The sequence below is a fragment of the Hymenobacter sp. 5317J-9 genome (assembly GCF_022921075.1).
GTDB lineage: Bacteria > Bacteroidota > Bacteroidia > Cytophagales > Hymenobacteraceae > Hymenobacter.
In genome coordinates, this window is record NZ_CP095050.1 from 1,032,182 (window position 1) to 1,047,491 (window position 15,310).

Here is a 15,310-nt window from a genome sequence, read left to right on the forward strand (position 1 = left end):
CTTCTTACAGAATCAGCATGGCGTCGCCGTAGCTGAAGAACTTATACTTCTCGGCAATGGCCTGCTTGTAGGCTTCCATCAGCAGCGGGTAGCCGGTGAAGGCGGCCGCCAGCATAATGAGCGTGCTCTCCGGCATGTGGAAGTTGGTGAGCATGCAGTTGGCGATTTTGAAATCGTGGGGCGGGAAGATGAACCGGTCAATCCAGCCCTGGGTTGGCTTCATGCGGGCGTTGGCCGACACCGACGCCTCCATGGCGCGGATGGTGGTGGTGCCCACGGCGCACACTTTCTTCTTGGTATCAAGGGCTTTGTTCACCACTTCGCAGGCCGGAGCCGTCACGATGAAGTTCTCCGAGTCCATCTTGTGCTTGGTCAGGTCTTCCACGTCCACGGTGCGGAAGGTGCCCAGGCCCACGTGCAGCGTCACAAACGCCGGCTCCACGCCCTTGATTTCCATGCGCTTCATCACCTCGCGGGTGAAGTGCAGGCCGGCCGAAGGGGCCGCCACCGCGCCGATGTGCTCGGCGTAGATGGTCTGGTACCGCTCCTTGTCGGCGGGCTCGGTTTCGCGGTTGATGACCTCTTTCGGAATCGGGGTCTCGCCCAGCTCGTAGAGGGCCTTGCGGAACTCCTCGTCGGTGCCATCAAACAGAAATTTGATGGTGCGGCCACGCGAAGTGGTATTGTCAATCACCTCGGCCACCATATCCGACTCGCCGAAGTACAGCTTGTTGCCGACGCGGATTTTGCGGGCGGGGTCCACCAGCACGTCCCACAGGCGCAGCTCCTTGTTCAGCTCGCGGAGCAGGAAAACTTCAATCTTGGCGCCGGTTTTTTCTTTGTTGCCGTACAAACGGGCCGGGAAAACCTTGGTGTCGTTGAACACCAACACGTCGCCCTCGTTGAAATAATCGAGAATATCTTTGAAGTTGCGGTGCTCAATCTGGCCGGTGGCGCGGTGCACCACCATCAGGCGGCTTTCGTCGCGGTTGCGGGCCGGGTGCATGGCCACCAGCTCCTCGGGGAGTTCAAACTTGAACTCGTGCAATTTCATCGCCATAGGGCAGTATTTGGGGGAAGTTACGGAAATTTGGGGAGGCAAAAGTACGGCTTTTTCCGGGAGTATCTACTTTTCAGCAAGTGCGCCATCGCGGGGCGTGCTTTCACCGTCAGCAACTTCCCCGCTCGTTTCCGTCTTTTAAAGCCGTAAACCTACTTTACGGCAAAGCGCCGCCGTTGGCGAAAATCTTCCGATGCACTTTTGCAGCAGCTCTCTGCTGCGCTCCACCTTTTCTGCAATCCTTCCTTCGTTATGCTCGCTCTGCGCCTCACCTTCGAAAGCTTCCGCTTCGCCCTCGACGCCCTCAAAGCCAACCTGTTGCGCACCATCCTGTCGCTGCTGGGCGTCACGGTGGGCATTTTTTCCATCATCGCCGTCTTCACCGTCGTCGACTCGCTGGAGGCCAGCATCCGCCACAGCATGGACTTTGTGGGCGACAAGGTGATTTATGTGGCCAAATGGCCTTGGACTTTCGGCCCCGATTATCCCTGGTGGAAATATTTCAACCGGCCCGTGCCCACCGTGCGCGAGTTTCAGGCCCTGCAGCGCCAGCTCGGCAACAACCGCAAGGGCGTGGCCATTTTCGTGGTCAAGGGCGGCAATACCCTCACGGCCGGTTCCAATTCGGTCGCGGACTGTGCCCTGCAGGGCGTGAGCTACGAGTACCGCATTGTGAGCAACGTGCCCATCGCCGACGGCCGCTACTTCACCACTCTGGAAATGGATGCCGCCCGGCCGGTGGCCATCATCGGGGCCACCATCGCCGAAAACCTGTTTCCGCAGGGCGGCGCCGTGGGGCAGGAGTTTAAGGTCAAGGGCCAAAAGTTTATCGTCATTGGGGTGATGGAAAAGGAAGGGAAGAAGATATTGGACACCCCAAGCAACGACACCAACTGCCTGATTCCGTTCGGCATGTTTTCGAAGCTGTACGCCTTAAGCGCCAACGGCATGAGCGGCCCCAGTCCCTCGCTGGGCGTGAAGGGCCGCGACGACGACCCCGGCCTGCTCGACCTGGAATACGAAATGCGCGGCGTGATGCGCAACATCCGCGGCCTCAAGCCCCGCGAGGAAGACAATTTTGCCCTGAACCGGCCCGAAATGTTTGCTTCGGCCATCAGCACGCTGTTTAGCCGCATCGGCGTGATTGGGGCCATCATTGGCGGGCTGGCCACGCTGGTGGGCGGCTTCGGCATTGCCAACATCATGTTCGTGTCGGTGCGCGAGCGCACCAACATCATCGGCATCCAGAAGTCATTGGGGGCCAAGAACTTCTTCATCCTGTTTCAGTTTCTGTTTGAGGCCATTTGCCTGTGCCTCATCGGGGGCGGGGCGGGCCTTTTCTTGGTCTGGCTCATCACCCTCATTCCGCAAGACGCCCTGCCGCTCACCATGTCGGCCGGCCGCATTGTGCTGGGCCTGCTCATCTCGGTGGCCATTGGAGTGGTGGCCGGCATTGTGCCCGCGGCCGTGGCGGCCAACCTCGACCCGGTTATTGCCATTCGGGCCAAGTAGGGGCCGCCGGCCGGGCCGGCGCGCCCCAACAAGGAGGCGCGAAGTTGCGTCTTACCGGGGTTCACCATTGCTTTTGTTGATGACGTTTCCTCCTTTTCTGCACCACGAGGTGCTGGGCAATGCCCTGAGCCAGTACCTCATTGCGGCGCTCATTCTGCTGGTGGGGGCGGGCCTGCGCCGGTTGTTGTCGCGCCTGCTCAGCAAGGTGCTGTTTCGGCTCACCAAGCGCTACACGGCCGGCGTGACGGAGCGCGAGCTCCACGATTTGCTCATTCAGCCCCTGTCGGTGCTGTTTTTGTTGGCCACGCTGTATTTGGCATTCGGCGTGTTGCGCTACCCCCTGCCGCCCGACGCCGTGCCCGGGGTGGAGCCCTGGCCTAAGGTGGCGCTGCTGCGCCTGTTTCTGCTCGGCGTCATTGCCACCATTACCTGGGTGGCGCTGCGACTGGTCGATTTTGCCCTGCTGGTGGTGCAGCGCCGCGGCGAGCTGCGCGAAACCCCGGCCATTCGGCGGCTCGACCACCAGTTTCTGCCTTTTGCCAAAGACCTGCTCAAGGTGCTGGTCATCATCATCGGGCTGATGGTGGTGCTGGGCGAAGTGTTTGGCGTGAACGTGACGGCCCTGATTGGCGGCCTGGGCATTGGCGGGCTGGCGGTGGCCTTTGCGGCCAAGGAAAGCCTCGAAAACCTCATCGCCTCGTTCACCATCTTCCTCGACCAGCCCTTTGGCGTGGGCGACCTCGTGACGGCCGGCGACGTGAGCGGCACCGTGGAGAAAATCGGCTTTCGCAGCACCCGCCTGCGCACCGCCGAGAAAAGCTACGTGACCGTGCCCAACAAAAGCATGATTGACAAGCCCCTCGACAACCTTTCGCTGCGCACCTCGCGCCGGGTGGGCTTCACGCTCGTATTCGACCAGAAAACCACCAGCGCCCAGCTTCACGCCATCATTGCCGGCTCGCTGCAGGCCATGCAGGCCCACCCCCTCGTCACCCAGGACGTGCAAATGAAGTTCAACGCCCTCACGCCCGCCGGCAAGGAAGTCACGGTGCAGTACTTCGTGGATACGACCAGCTACGACGAGTACCTCGACGTGAAAGAAGACCTCAACTACCGCATCATCGAAGTGGTGGAGCAGCACGGCGGTGCATTTGCCGGCACGGTGGCGGCGCCTACCACGGTAGCGGGCAAGGTTTGAGCGTAAAAGCCGAACAACAAAAAGGCCCCTCGCGCGAGGGCCTTTTTGTTGTTACTATTCTGGTTTGAGGCTACCGGCCGCCAAACAGGCCGCCCAGCATGCCACCCAGGCTGCTGCCGCCCAGCAGGCTGCCCAAACCGCCGCCGCCCGCGCTGGCCGGCTGCGAGTTGGGCCGCCCGCCCAGGCCGCCCAGGATGGACATCATCGAACCCAGGCCGCCGCTGCCGATGGCCGAGCCCTGCTGCGGATAGTTGGCCTGCTGGCCGCCACCCATCAGGCCGCCCAGCATGCCGCCGCCCAGCAGGCCGCCGAGCATGCCACCCAGGCCGCTATGGGCCGCACCGCCGAGCAAGCCGCCCAGGCTGCCACCGCCGCCCAGGCCGCCCAGCAGTCCGCCGCCGCCCTGGTTCTGGTTGCTGCCGCCGCTCATCACGCGCGAAATCACCATGGGCGCCACCACGCCGAGCAGGCCGGTCATGAGGGCCGACTTGGGAATGCCGGCACTCGAGAGCTTGTCGCCGATGCGGTCGAAGAAGCCCTGTTTGGCGGGGTCCTGCGGGTCGTGGGCCACGGTGGCGGCTTGGTCAACCACTGTTTCGAGGGTTTGCTTCTGTTCGGGGTTGATGCCGAGGTACTGCGACATCTTGCCAATCATGGCCTCTTCGTCGTTGGCGTAGGCGCCGTCGGCGCGGGCAAAGCTGATGAGGTCGGTGACGAGCGAGAAGCGCAGGTCGCTGCCCTTGAGCGCGTCCAGGTTCTGCTGAATGGTTTGGTTGTTGGCGTCTTGTGCGGCGGCCAGCACCTGCTGCGTGGCGCCTCCCGAGAGGCCCGCCTGTTGGGCCAGGGCCTGCAAGAACTGGGTTTCGGCGCCCGAGGCCTGGCGGTCGGCGGTGGCGAGGCTGGCAATGGCGCTCAGGTAAGCAGTTTTTTCGGCTTCGGAATAGTTCTGGAGGAGTTGGGTTTCCATGGGAAAGAAGGATTGGTTGGAGTGCGGTTTCGGAAGCTTAACGGGAGCGGCCCGAATACGTTGCTTTCCAAAAAGCGGCTGCCAGCGCAGTTTTTTTGCCTGTCCGTTGCAAAAATTCCGGGCCTGAAAATGAAGCCATTGCTTCCTGCAGGGGCTGTGGGTGGCAAAAAATCTGCGCGCTAAATCAGAATTTCGTTTGGCGCTTCCAAAAACACCTCCCATCTTTGCAATCCCAAACGGGAATACCCACGGGGGATTAGCTCAGCTGGTTCAGAGCATCTGCCTTACAAGCAGAGGGTCGTAGGTTCGAACCCTACATCCCCCACTTTGAAAGACAGCCACTTAGCTGCAAGGCCAAGTGGCTGTTTTATTTAAGTTTGTTTGCCTCTGGCACTGGTTGCCGGAGTATTATGGGAGGTTAGCTCAGTTGGTTTAGAGCGCTTCGTTCACACCGAAGAGGTCGAAGGTTCGAATCCTTTACTTCCCACACTTTCAGTAGCAGCCACTCAGCAATAAAGTTGGGTGGCTGTTTTGCTTTTCCCGGTTGGGGAAGAGGGACTCAACGAGGCTCATTTTTCCAATTTGCTCACCGGACTGCAGATGCCTTCCCGGTTGCTGGCATTTTAGCTGGTCTTTCCGGCAGCACGAGCAGCGCCTTTTCACCAACCTGGAAGGCCGGACTCCCGCGGTGGAAGTGCCTGCCCGATTACCCGGGCGTTGCGGAAGGCGTGCGGGGCATAGCTTGCAGCGAAATTGTCACTGCCTCGAGCTGCTGCTTGCGAAAGTGGACCGCCTTCACCGTTCCGGATGTGTATGAAAACCATTAAAGGCCCCGCTATTTTCCTGGCCCAGTTCATCGGCGACCAGCCGCCGTTCAACAGCCTGGCCGCTATTTGCCAGTGGGCCAGCGGCCTGGGTTACAAAGGCGTGCAGCTGCCTACGCTGGACAGCCGGTTTATCGACCTGCAAAAAGCGGCCGAAAGCCAGACCTACGCCGACGAGGTGAAAGGCATCGTGAACGCGGCCGGACTGGAAATTACGGAGCTGTCCACGCATTTGCAGGGGCAGCTGGTGGCCGTCAACCCGGTCTACGACCAGCTGTTCGACGGCTTTGCGCCCGAAGCCTACCGCAACAGCCCCCGCGCCCGCCAGCAGTGGGCCGTGCAGCAGCTCAAGTACGCCGCTCAGGCCTCCAAAAACCTGGGGCTGACGGCCCATGCCACGTTCAGCGGGGCGCTGCTGTGGCCCATGGTGTACCCGTGGCCCCAGCGCCCGGCCGGCCTGGTGGAGGCCGGCTTTGCGGAACTGGCCAAGCGCTGGACGCCCATTCTGAACGTGTTTGACGAGTGCGGGGTGGACCTGTGCTACGAGGTGCACCCCGGCGAGGACCTGCACGACGGCATCAGCTACGAAATGTTCTTGGAGAAGGTGGGCCAGCACCCGCGCGCCTGCCTGCTCTACGACCCCTCGCATTTCGTGCTGCAATGCCTCGATTATCTGGCCTACCTCGACATCTACCACGAGCGCATCCGCATGTTCCACGTCAAGGACGCGGAGTTTAACCCCACGGGCCGGCAGGGCGTGTACGGCGGCTACCAGAACTGGACGGACCGGGCCGGTCGCTTCCGCTCGCCCGGCGACGGGCAGGTCGATTTCAAGGCCATTTTCAGCAAGCTGGCGCAGTACGACTTCCCCGGCTGGGCCGTGCTGGAGTGGGAATGCGCCCTCAAGCACCCCGAAGACGGCGCCCGCGAAAGCGCGAAATTCATCAAGGACCACATCATTCGGGTCACCGACAAAGCCTTCGACGACTTCGCCGCTGCTGGCAGCGACGCGGCGCTGAACCGCGCAATGTTGGGCCTCTAGCCCAGCCGCGCGGCCGAAGCCGCCTGGGCTGCCGCTACACCTCGTAGAATTCCAGCGGCAAGCCGTCGGGGTCGGCAAAGAAGGTAAAGCGGCGGCCCGTTAGTTCATCCACGCGCATGGGTTCGCAGGGCACCGCGTGTTTTTCCAGCCACTGCATGGCGGCCGGCAGGTCGGCCACGGCGAAGGCGAGGTGGCGCAGGCCGGCTGCTTCCGGGTAGCTGGGGCGCGGCGGCGGACTGGGGAAAGAAAACAGCTCGATGAGGTATTGGCCGTGCACGGCCAAGTCCAGCTTATAGGAGTTGCGTTCGGCCCGGTGGGTTTCGGCCAGCACCTCCAGTCCCAGGATTTCGGTGTAGAAATGCTTCGAAACGGCATAATCGGCGCAGATGATGGCGACGTGGTGCAGGCCAAGAATGGGCAGCATGGGGCTTGGAGCTGGAGGTGGATGGAAGCTCAAAGAACAGCCTTGGTGAGTGCCCATCCGAATGAAAGCGGAAAAAGCTGATGGGTTTTGGCGAAACCACCGTTACCAGCCTAGCCAAGCCGGGCTTTGCTTACGGGCGTCTGGTCAATAAAAGGGCAGAACCCTTTTGCTTTCCGCAGAATAAGTAAGGAGCCTAAGCCGTTGCAGCCGCAAAACGGTTTTCACTAATCGGCTAGTCTACTGTGTATATTTGAAAGGTTGCGCCATCCATCCCACCCTGGGCCCAATCGTTCTCTTCCTGTGATTACACAACTATTTTTTCGGGCTTCAGCACGTCTGCTGCCTGTTTTGCTGCTGCTGAGCGCCTGCGGCGGGCCGGCGGCGCACCCGTCGTACCGCATCGGCTTTTCGCAGTGCAGCACCGGCGGCACCTGGCGGCAGGCGGTATTGGCCGGCATGGAGCGCGAGCTGAGCTTCCACCCCGAAATGCACCTGCGCATGCTGGACGCGCACGACAACAGCCAGCGCCAGCAGGAGCAAATCCGGGAGCTGGTGCGCGGGGGGATTGATTTGCTCATTGTGTCGCCGCAGGAGGCCGGGCCCGTGACGCCGGCCGTGGAGGAAGCTTACCAGCGCGGCATCCCGGTGGTGCTGCTCGACCGGCGCATTACTTCGGAGCAATACACCGCTTTTGTGGGCGGCAACAACCTGGAAGTGGGCCAAACGGCGGCCAAGTATGCGGCCCGCCTGCTGAAGGAACACGGAAATGTGCTGGAGATTTTGGGGTCGGCGAGTTCTTCGACCACCGTCAACCGACACCTGGGCTTTGCGCAGGGCCTGGCGGCGTTTCCCAACATGCATTTGGCCACGCAGGTGAATGGCAACTGGGACCGCGCGGCCTTGCAGCCCTTGCTTGTGGCGGCCCTGAAGGCCCATCCCGAAGTATCCATCATTTATGCGCACAACGATGAAATGGGCCTCGGGGCGGCTCAGGTGCTGCGAAAGCTGGGCCTCACCAAAAAGGTGCGCATCATTGGCGTAGACGGCTTGCAGCCCGGTTTGGTGCAGCAGCGCGCGCTCACGGCTTCGCTGCTGTACCCGCCCGCCGGCGAAGACGCCATTCGCACGGCGGTGAAGATTCTCACCCACCAGCCCTTCAAGCGGGAAAATATCCTGGGCACAATGGTCATCGACTCGACCAACGCGGTGACCATGCGCCAGCAGATTGACAAAATGGTGAGCCAGCAGCGCGACATTGAGCGGCAGCAGGGCCTGATGCAGCACCTGCTGGCCACCTACGCCAACCAGCAAACGGCCTTGTACGGCCTGGTGGCCTCGCTACTGGTTGCGCTGGCGCTGGGGGCGGTGGCCTGGCGCTCGGCCCGCAAAAACCGGCAGATAAACCGCGAGCTGGCCCTGCAAAACGCCGAGAACGACAAAATCAACCGCGAGCTGGCCAGCCGCAACGCCGAATACGACCGCATCAACCACGAGCTGACCAGCCAGAACGAGGAAAACGACCGCATCAACCGGCAGCTGCTGGCCCAGAACGAGGAAATCAGCGCCCAGCGCAACCAACTGGAAGTGCTGGCCGAGCAGTCGCGCGCCGACACCGAGGCCAAGCTGCGCTTCTTTACCAATTTCTCGCACGAGTTGCGCACGCCGCTCACCCTCATCATGGGGCCGGTGGAGGAGCTGCTCACCAGCGGCCCCACCCTGACCGACGGCCAGCGCCAGGACTTGACCTTGGTGCGCCGCAACACCCAGCGCCTGCTGCAGTTGGTGAACCAGCTGCTGGACTTCCGCAAGATTGAGGTGGGCAAAATGGCTGTTCGGGCCCGCCAGGGCGATTTGGTGACTTTTGTGCGCGAGATTGTGGAGGTGTTTGAAAAGCCGGCCCGCCTGCGCGGCGTGGACCTGCGGCTGCGGAGTGCCGAGTCGCAGCTGGCCGCCTGGTTCGACGGCAACTTGCTCGACAAGGTCTTCTTCAACCTGCTCTCGAACGCCGTCAAATTCACGCCCGACCAGGGCACGGTAACCATCAGCCTGCAGCCCGCCGACGGCGGGCGGGCCATTCAGGTGAGCATCGCCGACACGGGCCGCGGCATCAGCGAGCAGGACCGGGCGCACATTTTTGAATGGTTTTACCAAGGCGACCAGGGCGCCGTGGCCAAAGGCTCGGGCATTGGCCTGGCGCTGGCGCACGGGCTGGTGCGCCTGCACCAGGGGCAGCTCACGTTCAGCAGCCTGCCGGGCAAGGGCAGCACCTTCACCGTGACGCTGCCGCGCGAGCTGCCGGTGGAGCTGCGTGCCAACGATGCCGTGGACAACCCCGCCGACGAAGCGCTGCTTCCGCTGGGAGTTTCCGCGGAAGTATTGCCGGACCTGGGCCCGGAGGCCCCGGCCGTGGCAGCTACCGAAAGCGACACGCTGGTGCTGGTGATTGAAGACAACGAGGAAGTAAACCACTTCCTGACGCGCAAGCTGGGCGGCGACTTCCGGGTGCAGAGCGCCACTGATGGCCACACCGGTTTCCGCCTGGCCACGGAACTGGTGCCCGACCTGATAGTGTGCGACGTGATGATGCCCGGCCTGAGCGGCCTGGAAGTGGTGGCTCAGCTGCGGGCTGACTGGCGCACCTCGCACATTCCGGTCATCATGCTCACGGCCCGCGGCGCGGCCGAGCAGCAGGTGGAAGGCGTGCAGGCCGGGGCTGACCTCTACCTTACCAAGCCCTTCAACCCCACCTTCCTGCTCGAAAGCGTGCGCACGCTGCTGGCCAACCGTGCCCGCCAGCGTGCGCAGTTTCGCCGCGAGTTCCGCCTGGACGAAGCCACCCCCACGCCCGACCAAAAATTTGTGGCCGACCTCACTGCCACCGTGCAAACTCACCTCAGCGACACCAACCTGGGCGTGGAGGACGTGGCCCGCTACCTCGGCCTCACGCGCATGCAGCTCTACCGGAAAGTGAAGGCCGTGCTGGGCACCGGCGTTACGGAGTTTGTGCAGGGCCAGCGCCTGGAGAAAGCCGGCGAGCTGCTGCTCGATGAAACCCGCTCCATCACCGACGTGGCCTACGAGTTGGGGTTCTCGACGCCGTCGTACTTCTCCAGCAGCTTCCGGGCCCGCTACCAGCTCTCGCCCTCGGAGTACCGCGCCCGCCACGTAGCGCAGTAGGGAAGGGGCTTGCTCGCGCCCGTCTTTGAACGAAATCGTTGAAACGGCGCCAGCGCCTAGGCGGCGGCAAGCCCCGCCCCAACACCGTTCGGACGGCAGAACACTACTAAAAGGATTGTTGCAGACCCGCACTAAAAATGAAACCGAGCCCCTGATGGGTTCGGTTTTTTGCTTTTTATCGATTTCATTTTCAAGCGGTAATAGAAATCACCGCTGGTGAACACATGCTGTTGAAAATGAGAAAGGGTCGGCTGCCGCGCCCCCGGAACTTTGCGCTACTTCGGTTTCAGGTGTTGTTCTAACCTTCTGCTTGTTATGATGCGCAAATTTCTGGTTTGGTGCTGGGCGATGGCCTCGTTGCTGGGCGCTAGTGCTGCTGAAGCACGGCCTCAGAAGGAAGGGCGCCCGGCGTTTATCCTGCTCGATGGTGCCCAATTGGCCGCCTACAAAGCGGCGTACCAGAAAGGCAGCCCGGCCGAAACCCGGCAGGTGCAGGCCGCCGTGGCCGACGCCCAAAAAGCGCTGAATCACGGCCCGTACACCATCGTCAACAAACCTCAGACGCCACCCACCGCCGACAAGCACGACTACATGTCGCAGGCGCCTTACAGCTGGCCCGACCCCGCCAAGCCCGACGGCAAGCCCTACATCAACCGCGACGGGCTGCGCAACCCCGAAGCCGCTGCCTTCACCGACGAGGACAACATGCTGGACATGACCAGCGACGTGAAAAAGCTGGCCGTGGCCTACTACTTCACCGGCCAGGAGGAATACGCCGCACAGGCCGCTAAGCAACTGCGCATCTTCTTCCTGGACCCAGCCACGCGCATGAACCCCAACCTGAACTTCGCGCAGGCCATTCCGGGCCTCTACACGGGCCGCTGCTACGGCCTAATAGAAACCCGCAACCTGGTAGAAATCCCCGATGCGCTGGCCCTGATGGCCGATAGTAAAAGCATTGACACCGAGCTGGTGAGTGGCCTACAGGACTGGTTTCGGCAGTTCACCAACTGGGCGATGACCAGCCCGCTGGGCTCGGCCGAAGGCCGGGTGGAAAACAACCACGGCACCTTCTGGGACTCGGAAGTGGTGGATTTTGCCCTCTTCACCGGTGATGAGGCCCTGGCCCGCAAAGTGCTCGAAACCCAGACCAAGGGCCGCATCGCCACCCAGCTGCAGCCCGATGGCTCGCAGCCCCTGGAGCTGGCCCGCACCCGCCCCTGGAACTACGTGACCATGAACATGCTGGGCTGGGTGCGCCTGGCCCGCCTGGCCGAAAAAGTCAACGTGGACCTGTGGAACTACACCTCGCCCGATGGCCGCAGCCTGCATGCCGGCGTGGCTTGGCTGAAGCCCTACCTGCTGAAAGAGAAAAAGATGGAGCGCGCCGACGTGGCGCCCGTCAGCAACAGCACCGCGTTGTTGCTCTACGACAAGGCCGGCCAGCACTACCCAGACCTGGCCGCCGACAAGGTCTTTGCCCTCTACCCGGACAACGTCCGGCGCCCCTGGACCTTGTAGCGAAGCGGCCCTGGTGGTTTCGCGGTGGGACATGAAGCCCCAGGGCCGCCGAGCTAAAAAACGCCCCACTGGCCGGTGCCGGCCGGCTGTGACACGTTCCTACTGCCACCCTTTCCAGATATCCTTTTGCCATGAACGCACCGCGCCCGACGCTGCTGCTCCTGCTCGCGCTGGCGGGCCCCGCGGCGGCCCAGAAGTCCCCCGAAATTCCCGTCGACCAAGTAGTGGCGCTGGCCGAGGCGCAATACGCCGCCTTCCTGCGGCAATACCCTGATAGCACCCGCCAGCCGCGCAGTACCCAGCCCGACGGCTCGCTGCAGCTCACCACCTCGCGCAACTGGACCAGCGGCTTCTTTGCCGGTAACCTGTGGCAGCTGGCTCGCTTCACGGGCAAGGACAGCTGGCGCCGCCGGGCGGCTGCCCGCACCGAAACCCTGGAAGCCGAGAAATTCACCACCGACAACCACGACCTCGGGTTTATCCTGAACAACTCGTTTGGCCAGGGCTATGCGCAGGCGCCGACGCCGAAGTACCGCGAGGTGCTGTTGCAGGGCGCGGCCACCCTCTCGCGCCGGTTTAGCCCGAAGGTGGGCGCTATTCGGTCGTGGGACTTTGCGCCGTTTACTTATCCGGTCATCGTCGATAACCTGATGAACCTGGATTTTCTGTTCGTGGCCAGCAAGCTCAGCGGCGATACTGCATTTGCCCACCTCGCCACAGCCCATGCCAATACCGACCTGAAATACCGCTTCCGCAAGGACTACAGCACCTTTCACGTCCTCGATTTTGACCCGGCCACTGGCCAGCTGCGCAAGGCCATGACGCACCAAGGCTACGCCGACCAATCGTGCTGGGCCCGCGGGCAGGCCTGGGCCATCTACGGCTACGCCATGCTGTACCGCAACACCCGCGACCCGCGCTACCTGGCTGCCGCCCAGCACGCGGCCGACTACTTCCTCAAGCAAACCAACCGCATTCCCGACCACATTCCTTACTGGGATTTCAATGCGCCCGACATTCCGAATTCCCCGCGCGACGCCTCGGCGGCGGCCATCGCGGCCTCGGGCCTGCTGGAATTGAGCAAGTACGCCAAGAGCCCCAAGAAGTATTACCAGGGCGCCACGGGCCTGCTTAGCAGCTTGTGCACGCCGCAGTACCTGGCCACGGCCGGCACCAATAACTTCTTCCTGCTGAAGCACGCCACCGGCTACAAGCCCGCCAACTCCGAAGTGGACGTGCCGCTGGTGTACGCCGACTATTACCTGCTCGAAGCCCTCTGGCGCTACCAGAACTACAACCAGTTTCTGGCGCTGCTGTAGGAATAAAGGCGTGAGACAGCTTATTGGATGAGGTTAGTTTACTTCAACCATATAGGAAACGAAAGAAGCCAACAGGTGTGCTATTAAGATGCACAACTGCTGGCTTCTTTCGTTTGCGACGGCCCGGCTGAACGCAGGCGAAGCATCTTTATCGTTTGCTTGAATAGGCTTTGTCAGCGTATTAACGGCAGAAGACGGTAAGGGGAATTGTGTATGATGGCCTTCGCCAGCGACTCATTGCTGACGGTTTGTCGACGACAGGGACGTGAAAAACGACGTCTTGGCGGACTCGCTCCTTCATTTTGGCCAGTAGCGGCATGGGCACCTCTCGCGCCGCTTTGTAGAGCCGCACACCGGTGATGTCCTCGATGCGCCCGTTGCCGTCCACTTGAAACCGAAATTCGATGAAGCCGCGGCCTTTTCGGCACAACGTAACCCGTTCGGCGGAAGAAAGCGCGTGGTTAGCTGCCTGGGCTACGGCAGACGGTACGAGGGGCCTCATTTCGTCGGGGTCGGAGTAGACCTGGTTAGCTTTTGTTTGCCCGTAGGCGCTTAACAAGCCACCAGCGCAGCTGAAAAGCACAGCGAATAAATAAGCCTTGGAGAGCATGAAAGGGACTAAGCGCAGCGTTATTGTAAAAGAGACACTATAAACATAGCCTCCTTTTGCGGGTCGAACCAGTCGTTGGCGCTTCGTTGCGCTATATAGGTGCTTCGACCAAGCTAACAGGACGACAGTCTAATTCAATGTAAAAGAGATGGGGAGGTAGCCGAATTTAATTCAGCTACCTCCCCATCTCTTTTACAATCAAGCCTCTGTGCTTAGTACCCCGGGTTCTGCACCAGCTTGCTATTCAACAGGATTTCGACCTGCGGAATGGGGAATAGCTCTTTGTACGTGGCTGGGGCCAGGTTGGCGTTGGCAGCGTCGAGGGTGAGGTACTTGGTTTTGAAGGCCTGCATGGTGCTGGTGGCTTTGCCCCAGCGGATGAGGTCGTGCCAGCGGTGGCCTTCGAAGCACAGCTCCACGCGGCGCTCCTGCTCGATGGCCAGCTGCGTGTCGGCGGTGCTGAGGGTGAGGGCCTTGGCGGCCAGGCCGGCGCGGGTGCGCACGCGGTTGATTTGCGGAATGGCCAGGGCGGTTTTGCCGTTGTTGTTCAACGCCTCGGCGTACATGAGCAACACGTCGGCGAAGCGGATGATGGGCCAGTCGTTGTCGCCTTCGTTCGGCGACAGCACGTTGTACACGAACTTCTTGGCGTAGTAGTCGGTGGCGTTGCCGGTGCCAAAAGCCGTGAGGAAGGCCGCCTTGCGCTGGTCGCCGGCCTCAAAGGCGTCGTTCAGGTCCTTGGTGCCAAGGTTGGTGCTGCCGCCGGCCACGGTGGTCACGTTGGCATTCACCGGGGCGAAGTTGTAGGCGAACTGGTTGCCCTCGCCGTTGCCGGAGCTGAAGTACTGGCAGGCAAAAACGATTTCGGCGTTGTTGTCCTTGCCCACGCCGAACACGTTGTTCACGTCGGGCAGCAGCTGGTATTGCGTGAGCGCCACCACTTCGGCCAGCTTGGCTTCGGCCAGGGCCCATTTTTTCTCCTGCAAGTACACCTTGCCCAGCAGGGCCTTGGCGGCGCCGCTGGTGGCGCGGCCCACGTTGGCGGCGTTGTAGGAGAGGGGCAGCACGGCTTCGGCTTCGGTCAGGTCTTTTTCAATCTGGGCATAGACATCGGCCGTGGGCGTGCGCACCAGGGCCAGCGCTTCGGCCTGGCTCTTGATTTCGGTGAGCACCAGCGGCACATCGCCGAAGAACCGCACCAGGTTGAAATACATCAGCGCGCGGATGAACTTGGCCTGGCCCACAATCTGGGGTTTGGTGGTGGGGGCGGCGTAGCTCACGTCGTCGGCGTGGCCCAGGGTCACGTTGGTGCCGGCAATGACGGTGTAGTGCTGGTTCCAGGCGCTGGCAATGTTGCCGTTGTTTATCAGCCAGTTCAGCTTGTCGAATTGCCCGTAGCCCACTTCGCTGGAGTTGATGGTGCGGGTGTTGTCGGAAGGCAGCTCGGTGAACTGGAAATAGCCGTTGTACACGCTGCGCATCGAGCCGTACGTGCCCGTGAGCGCGCCCTGGATGTCGGCTTCTGTCTTATAAAAGCCGCTCACCGGAATGATGTCCTGCGGCGTGAGGTTCACAAAATCTTTGCAGCCGTAGCTGCTCACCGTGAGGCCGGACAATAGCAAAGCACGGAGAAGGAACGTAGTTGGTTTCATGATA

The 15,310-nt window shown here is 61.7% G+C and carries 11 protein-coding genes and 2 tRNA genes; 8 read left to right on the forward strand and 5 right to left on the reverse strand.

All coding sequences use genetic code 11. The annotated features are described in order from the left end of the window. Positions 1-4: 4 nt before the first annotated feature. Complete coding sequence (gene queA / locus MUN81_RS04165; RefSeq protein ID WP_245117362.1) at positions 5-1,054, reverse strand: tRNA preQ1(34) S-adenosylmethionine ribosyltransferase-isomerase QueA; 1,050 nt, start codon at positions 1,052-1,054, stop codon at positions 5-7. Positions 1,055-1,312: 258 nt separating this feature from the next. Here queA and MUN81_RS04170 point away from each other — a divergent pair, with 258 nt between their 5' ends. After that, entirely contained in the window at positions 1,313-2,572 is a 1,260-nt protein-coding gene (locus tag MUN81_RS04170) for an ABC transporter permease (protein ID WP_245115340.1), read from the forward strand. Between the two features lie 79 nt (positions 2,573-2,651). After that, a complete protein-coding gene (locus tag MUN81_RS04175; RefSeq protein ID WP_245115351.1) occupies positions 2,652-3,770 on the forward strand; it encodes a mechanosensitive ion channel family protein in 1,119 nt (372 codons plus the stop codon). Between the two features lie 70 nt (positions 3,771-3,840). On the opposite strand, the gene MUN81_RS04180 is transcribed toward MUN81_RS04175, so the two are convergent. After that, a complete protein-coding gene (locus tag MUN81_RS04180) occupies positions 3,841-4,737 on the reverse strand; it encodes a TerB family tellurite resistance protein (RefSeq protein WP_245115353.1) in 897 nt (298 codons plus the stop codon). 250 nt (positions 4,738-4,987) lie between these two features. Here MUN81_RS04180 and MUN81_RS04185 point away from each other — a divergent pair. From MUN81_RS04185 to MUN81_RS04195, 3 genes are all read left to right on the forward strand, one after another. Continuing rightward, positions 4,988-5,062, forward strand: a tRNA-Val gene (locus MUN81_RS04185). A gap of 87 nt (positions 5,063-5,149) precedes the next feature. Beyond that, a tRNA-Val gene (locus MUN81_RS04190) sits at positions 5,150-5,224 on the forward strand. Between the two features lie 326 nt (positions 5,225-5,550). Next, positions 5,551-6,603, forward strand: a complete 1,053-nt coding sequence (locus MUN81_RS04195) for a sugar phosphate isomerase/epimerase (RefSeq protein WP_245115354.1) — start codon at positions 5,551-5,553, stop codon at positions 6,601-6,603. 34 nt (positions 6,604-6,637) lie between these two features. On the opposite strand, the gene MUN81_RS04200 is transcribed toward MUN81_RS04195, so the two are convergent. Beyond that, complete coding sequence (locus tag MUN81_RS04200) at positions 6,638-7,027, reverse strand: VOC family protein (protein WP_245115355.1); 390 nt, start codon at positions 7,025-7,027, stop codon at positions 6,638-6,640. Between the two features lie 300 nt (positions 7,028-7,327). Between MUN81_RS04200 and MUN81_RS04205 the strand changes: the two genes are divergently transcribed. From MUN81_RS04205 to MUN81_RS04215, 3 genes are all read left to right on the forward strand, one after another. Next, a complete protein-coding gene (locus MUN81_RS04205; protein WP_245115357.1) occupies positions 7,328-10,204 on the forward strand; it encodes a substrate-binding domain-containing protein in 2,877 nt (958 codons plus the stop codon). 315 nt (positions 10,205-10,519) lie between these two features. Then, positions 10,520-11,725 carry an alginate lyase family protein gene (locus MUN81_RS04210; protein WP_245115359.1) on the forward strand — a complete coding sequence of 402 codons (1,206 nt, stop codon included), beginning with the start codon at positions 10,520-10,522 and terminating at the stop codon, positions 11,723-11,725. Positions 11,726-11,856: 131 nt separating this feature from the next. Further along, positions 11,857-13,044, forward strand: coding sequence for a glycoside hydrolase family 88 protein (locus MUN81_RS04215; RefSeq protein WP_245115361.1), 1,188 nt, complete (start codon positions 11,857-11,859; stop codon positions 13,042-13,044). 181 nt (positions 13,045-13,225) lie between these two features. On the opposite strand, the gene MUN81_RS04220 is transcribed toward MUN81_RS04215, so the two are convergent. Beyond that, entirely contained in the window at positions 13,226-13,654 is a 429-nt protein-coding gene (locus MUN81_RS04220; RefSeq protein ID WP_245115363.1) for a hypothetical protein, read from the reverse strand. Positions 13,655-13,866: 212 nt separating this feature from the next. Further along, on the reverse strand, positions 13,867-15,306 hold the full coding sequence (locus MUN81_RS04225; protein WP_245115365.1) for a RagB/SusD family nutrient uptake outer membrane protein: 1,440 nt from the start codon (positions 15,304-15,306) through the stop codon (positions 13,867-13,869). Positions 15,307-15,310 lie beyond the last annotated feature (4 nt).

Bases quoted from the DNA above. Each gene is read 5' to 3' on its own strand.
- queA (WP_245117362.1), bottom strand. From the start codon at position 1,054: ATGAAATTGCACGAGTTCAAGTTTGAACTCCCCGAGGAGCTGGTGGCC.
- MUN81_RS04170 (WP_245115340.1), top strand. From the start codon at position 1,313: ATGCTCGCTCTGCGCCTCACCTTCGAAAGCTTCCGCTTCGCCCTCGAC.
- MUN81_RS04175 (WP_245115351.1), top strand. From the start codon at position 2,652: ATGACGTTTCCTCCTTTTCTGCACCACGAGGTGCTGGGCAATGCCCTG.
- MUN81_RS04180 (WP_245115353.1), bottom strand. From the start codon at position 4,737: ATGGAAACCCAACTCCTCCAGAACTATTCCGAAGCCGAAAAAACTGCT.
- MUN81_RS04195 (WP_245115354.1), top strand. From the start codon at position 5,551: ATGAAAACCATTAAAGGCCCCGCTATTTTCCTGGCCCAGTTCATCGGC.
- MUN81_RS04200 (WP_245115355.1), bottom strand. From the start codon at position 7,027: ATGCTGCCCATTCTTGGCCTGCACCACGTCGCCATCATCTGCGCCGAT.
- MUN81_RS04210 (WP_245115359.1), top strand. From the start codon at position 10,520: ATGATGCGCAAATTTCTGGTTTGGTGCTGGGCGATGGCCTCGTTGCTG.
- MUN81_RS04215 (WP_245115361.1), top strand. From the start codon at position 11,857: ATGAACGCACCGCGCCCGACGCTGCTGCTCCTGCTCGCGCTGGCGGGC.
- MUN81_RS04220 (WP_245115363.1), bottom strand. From the start codon at position 13,654: ATGCTCTCCAAGGCTTATTTATTCGCTGTGCTTTTCAGCTGCGCTGGT.
- MUN81_RS04225 (WP_245115365.1), bottom strand. From the start codon at position 15,306: ATGAAACCAACTACGTTCCTTCTCCGTGCTTTGCTATTGTCCGGCCTC.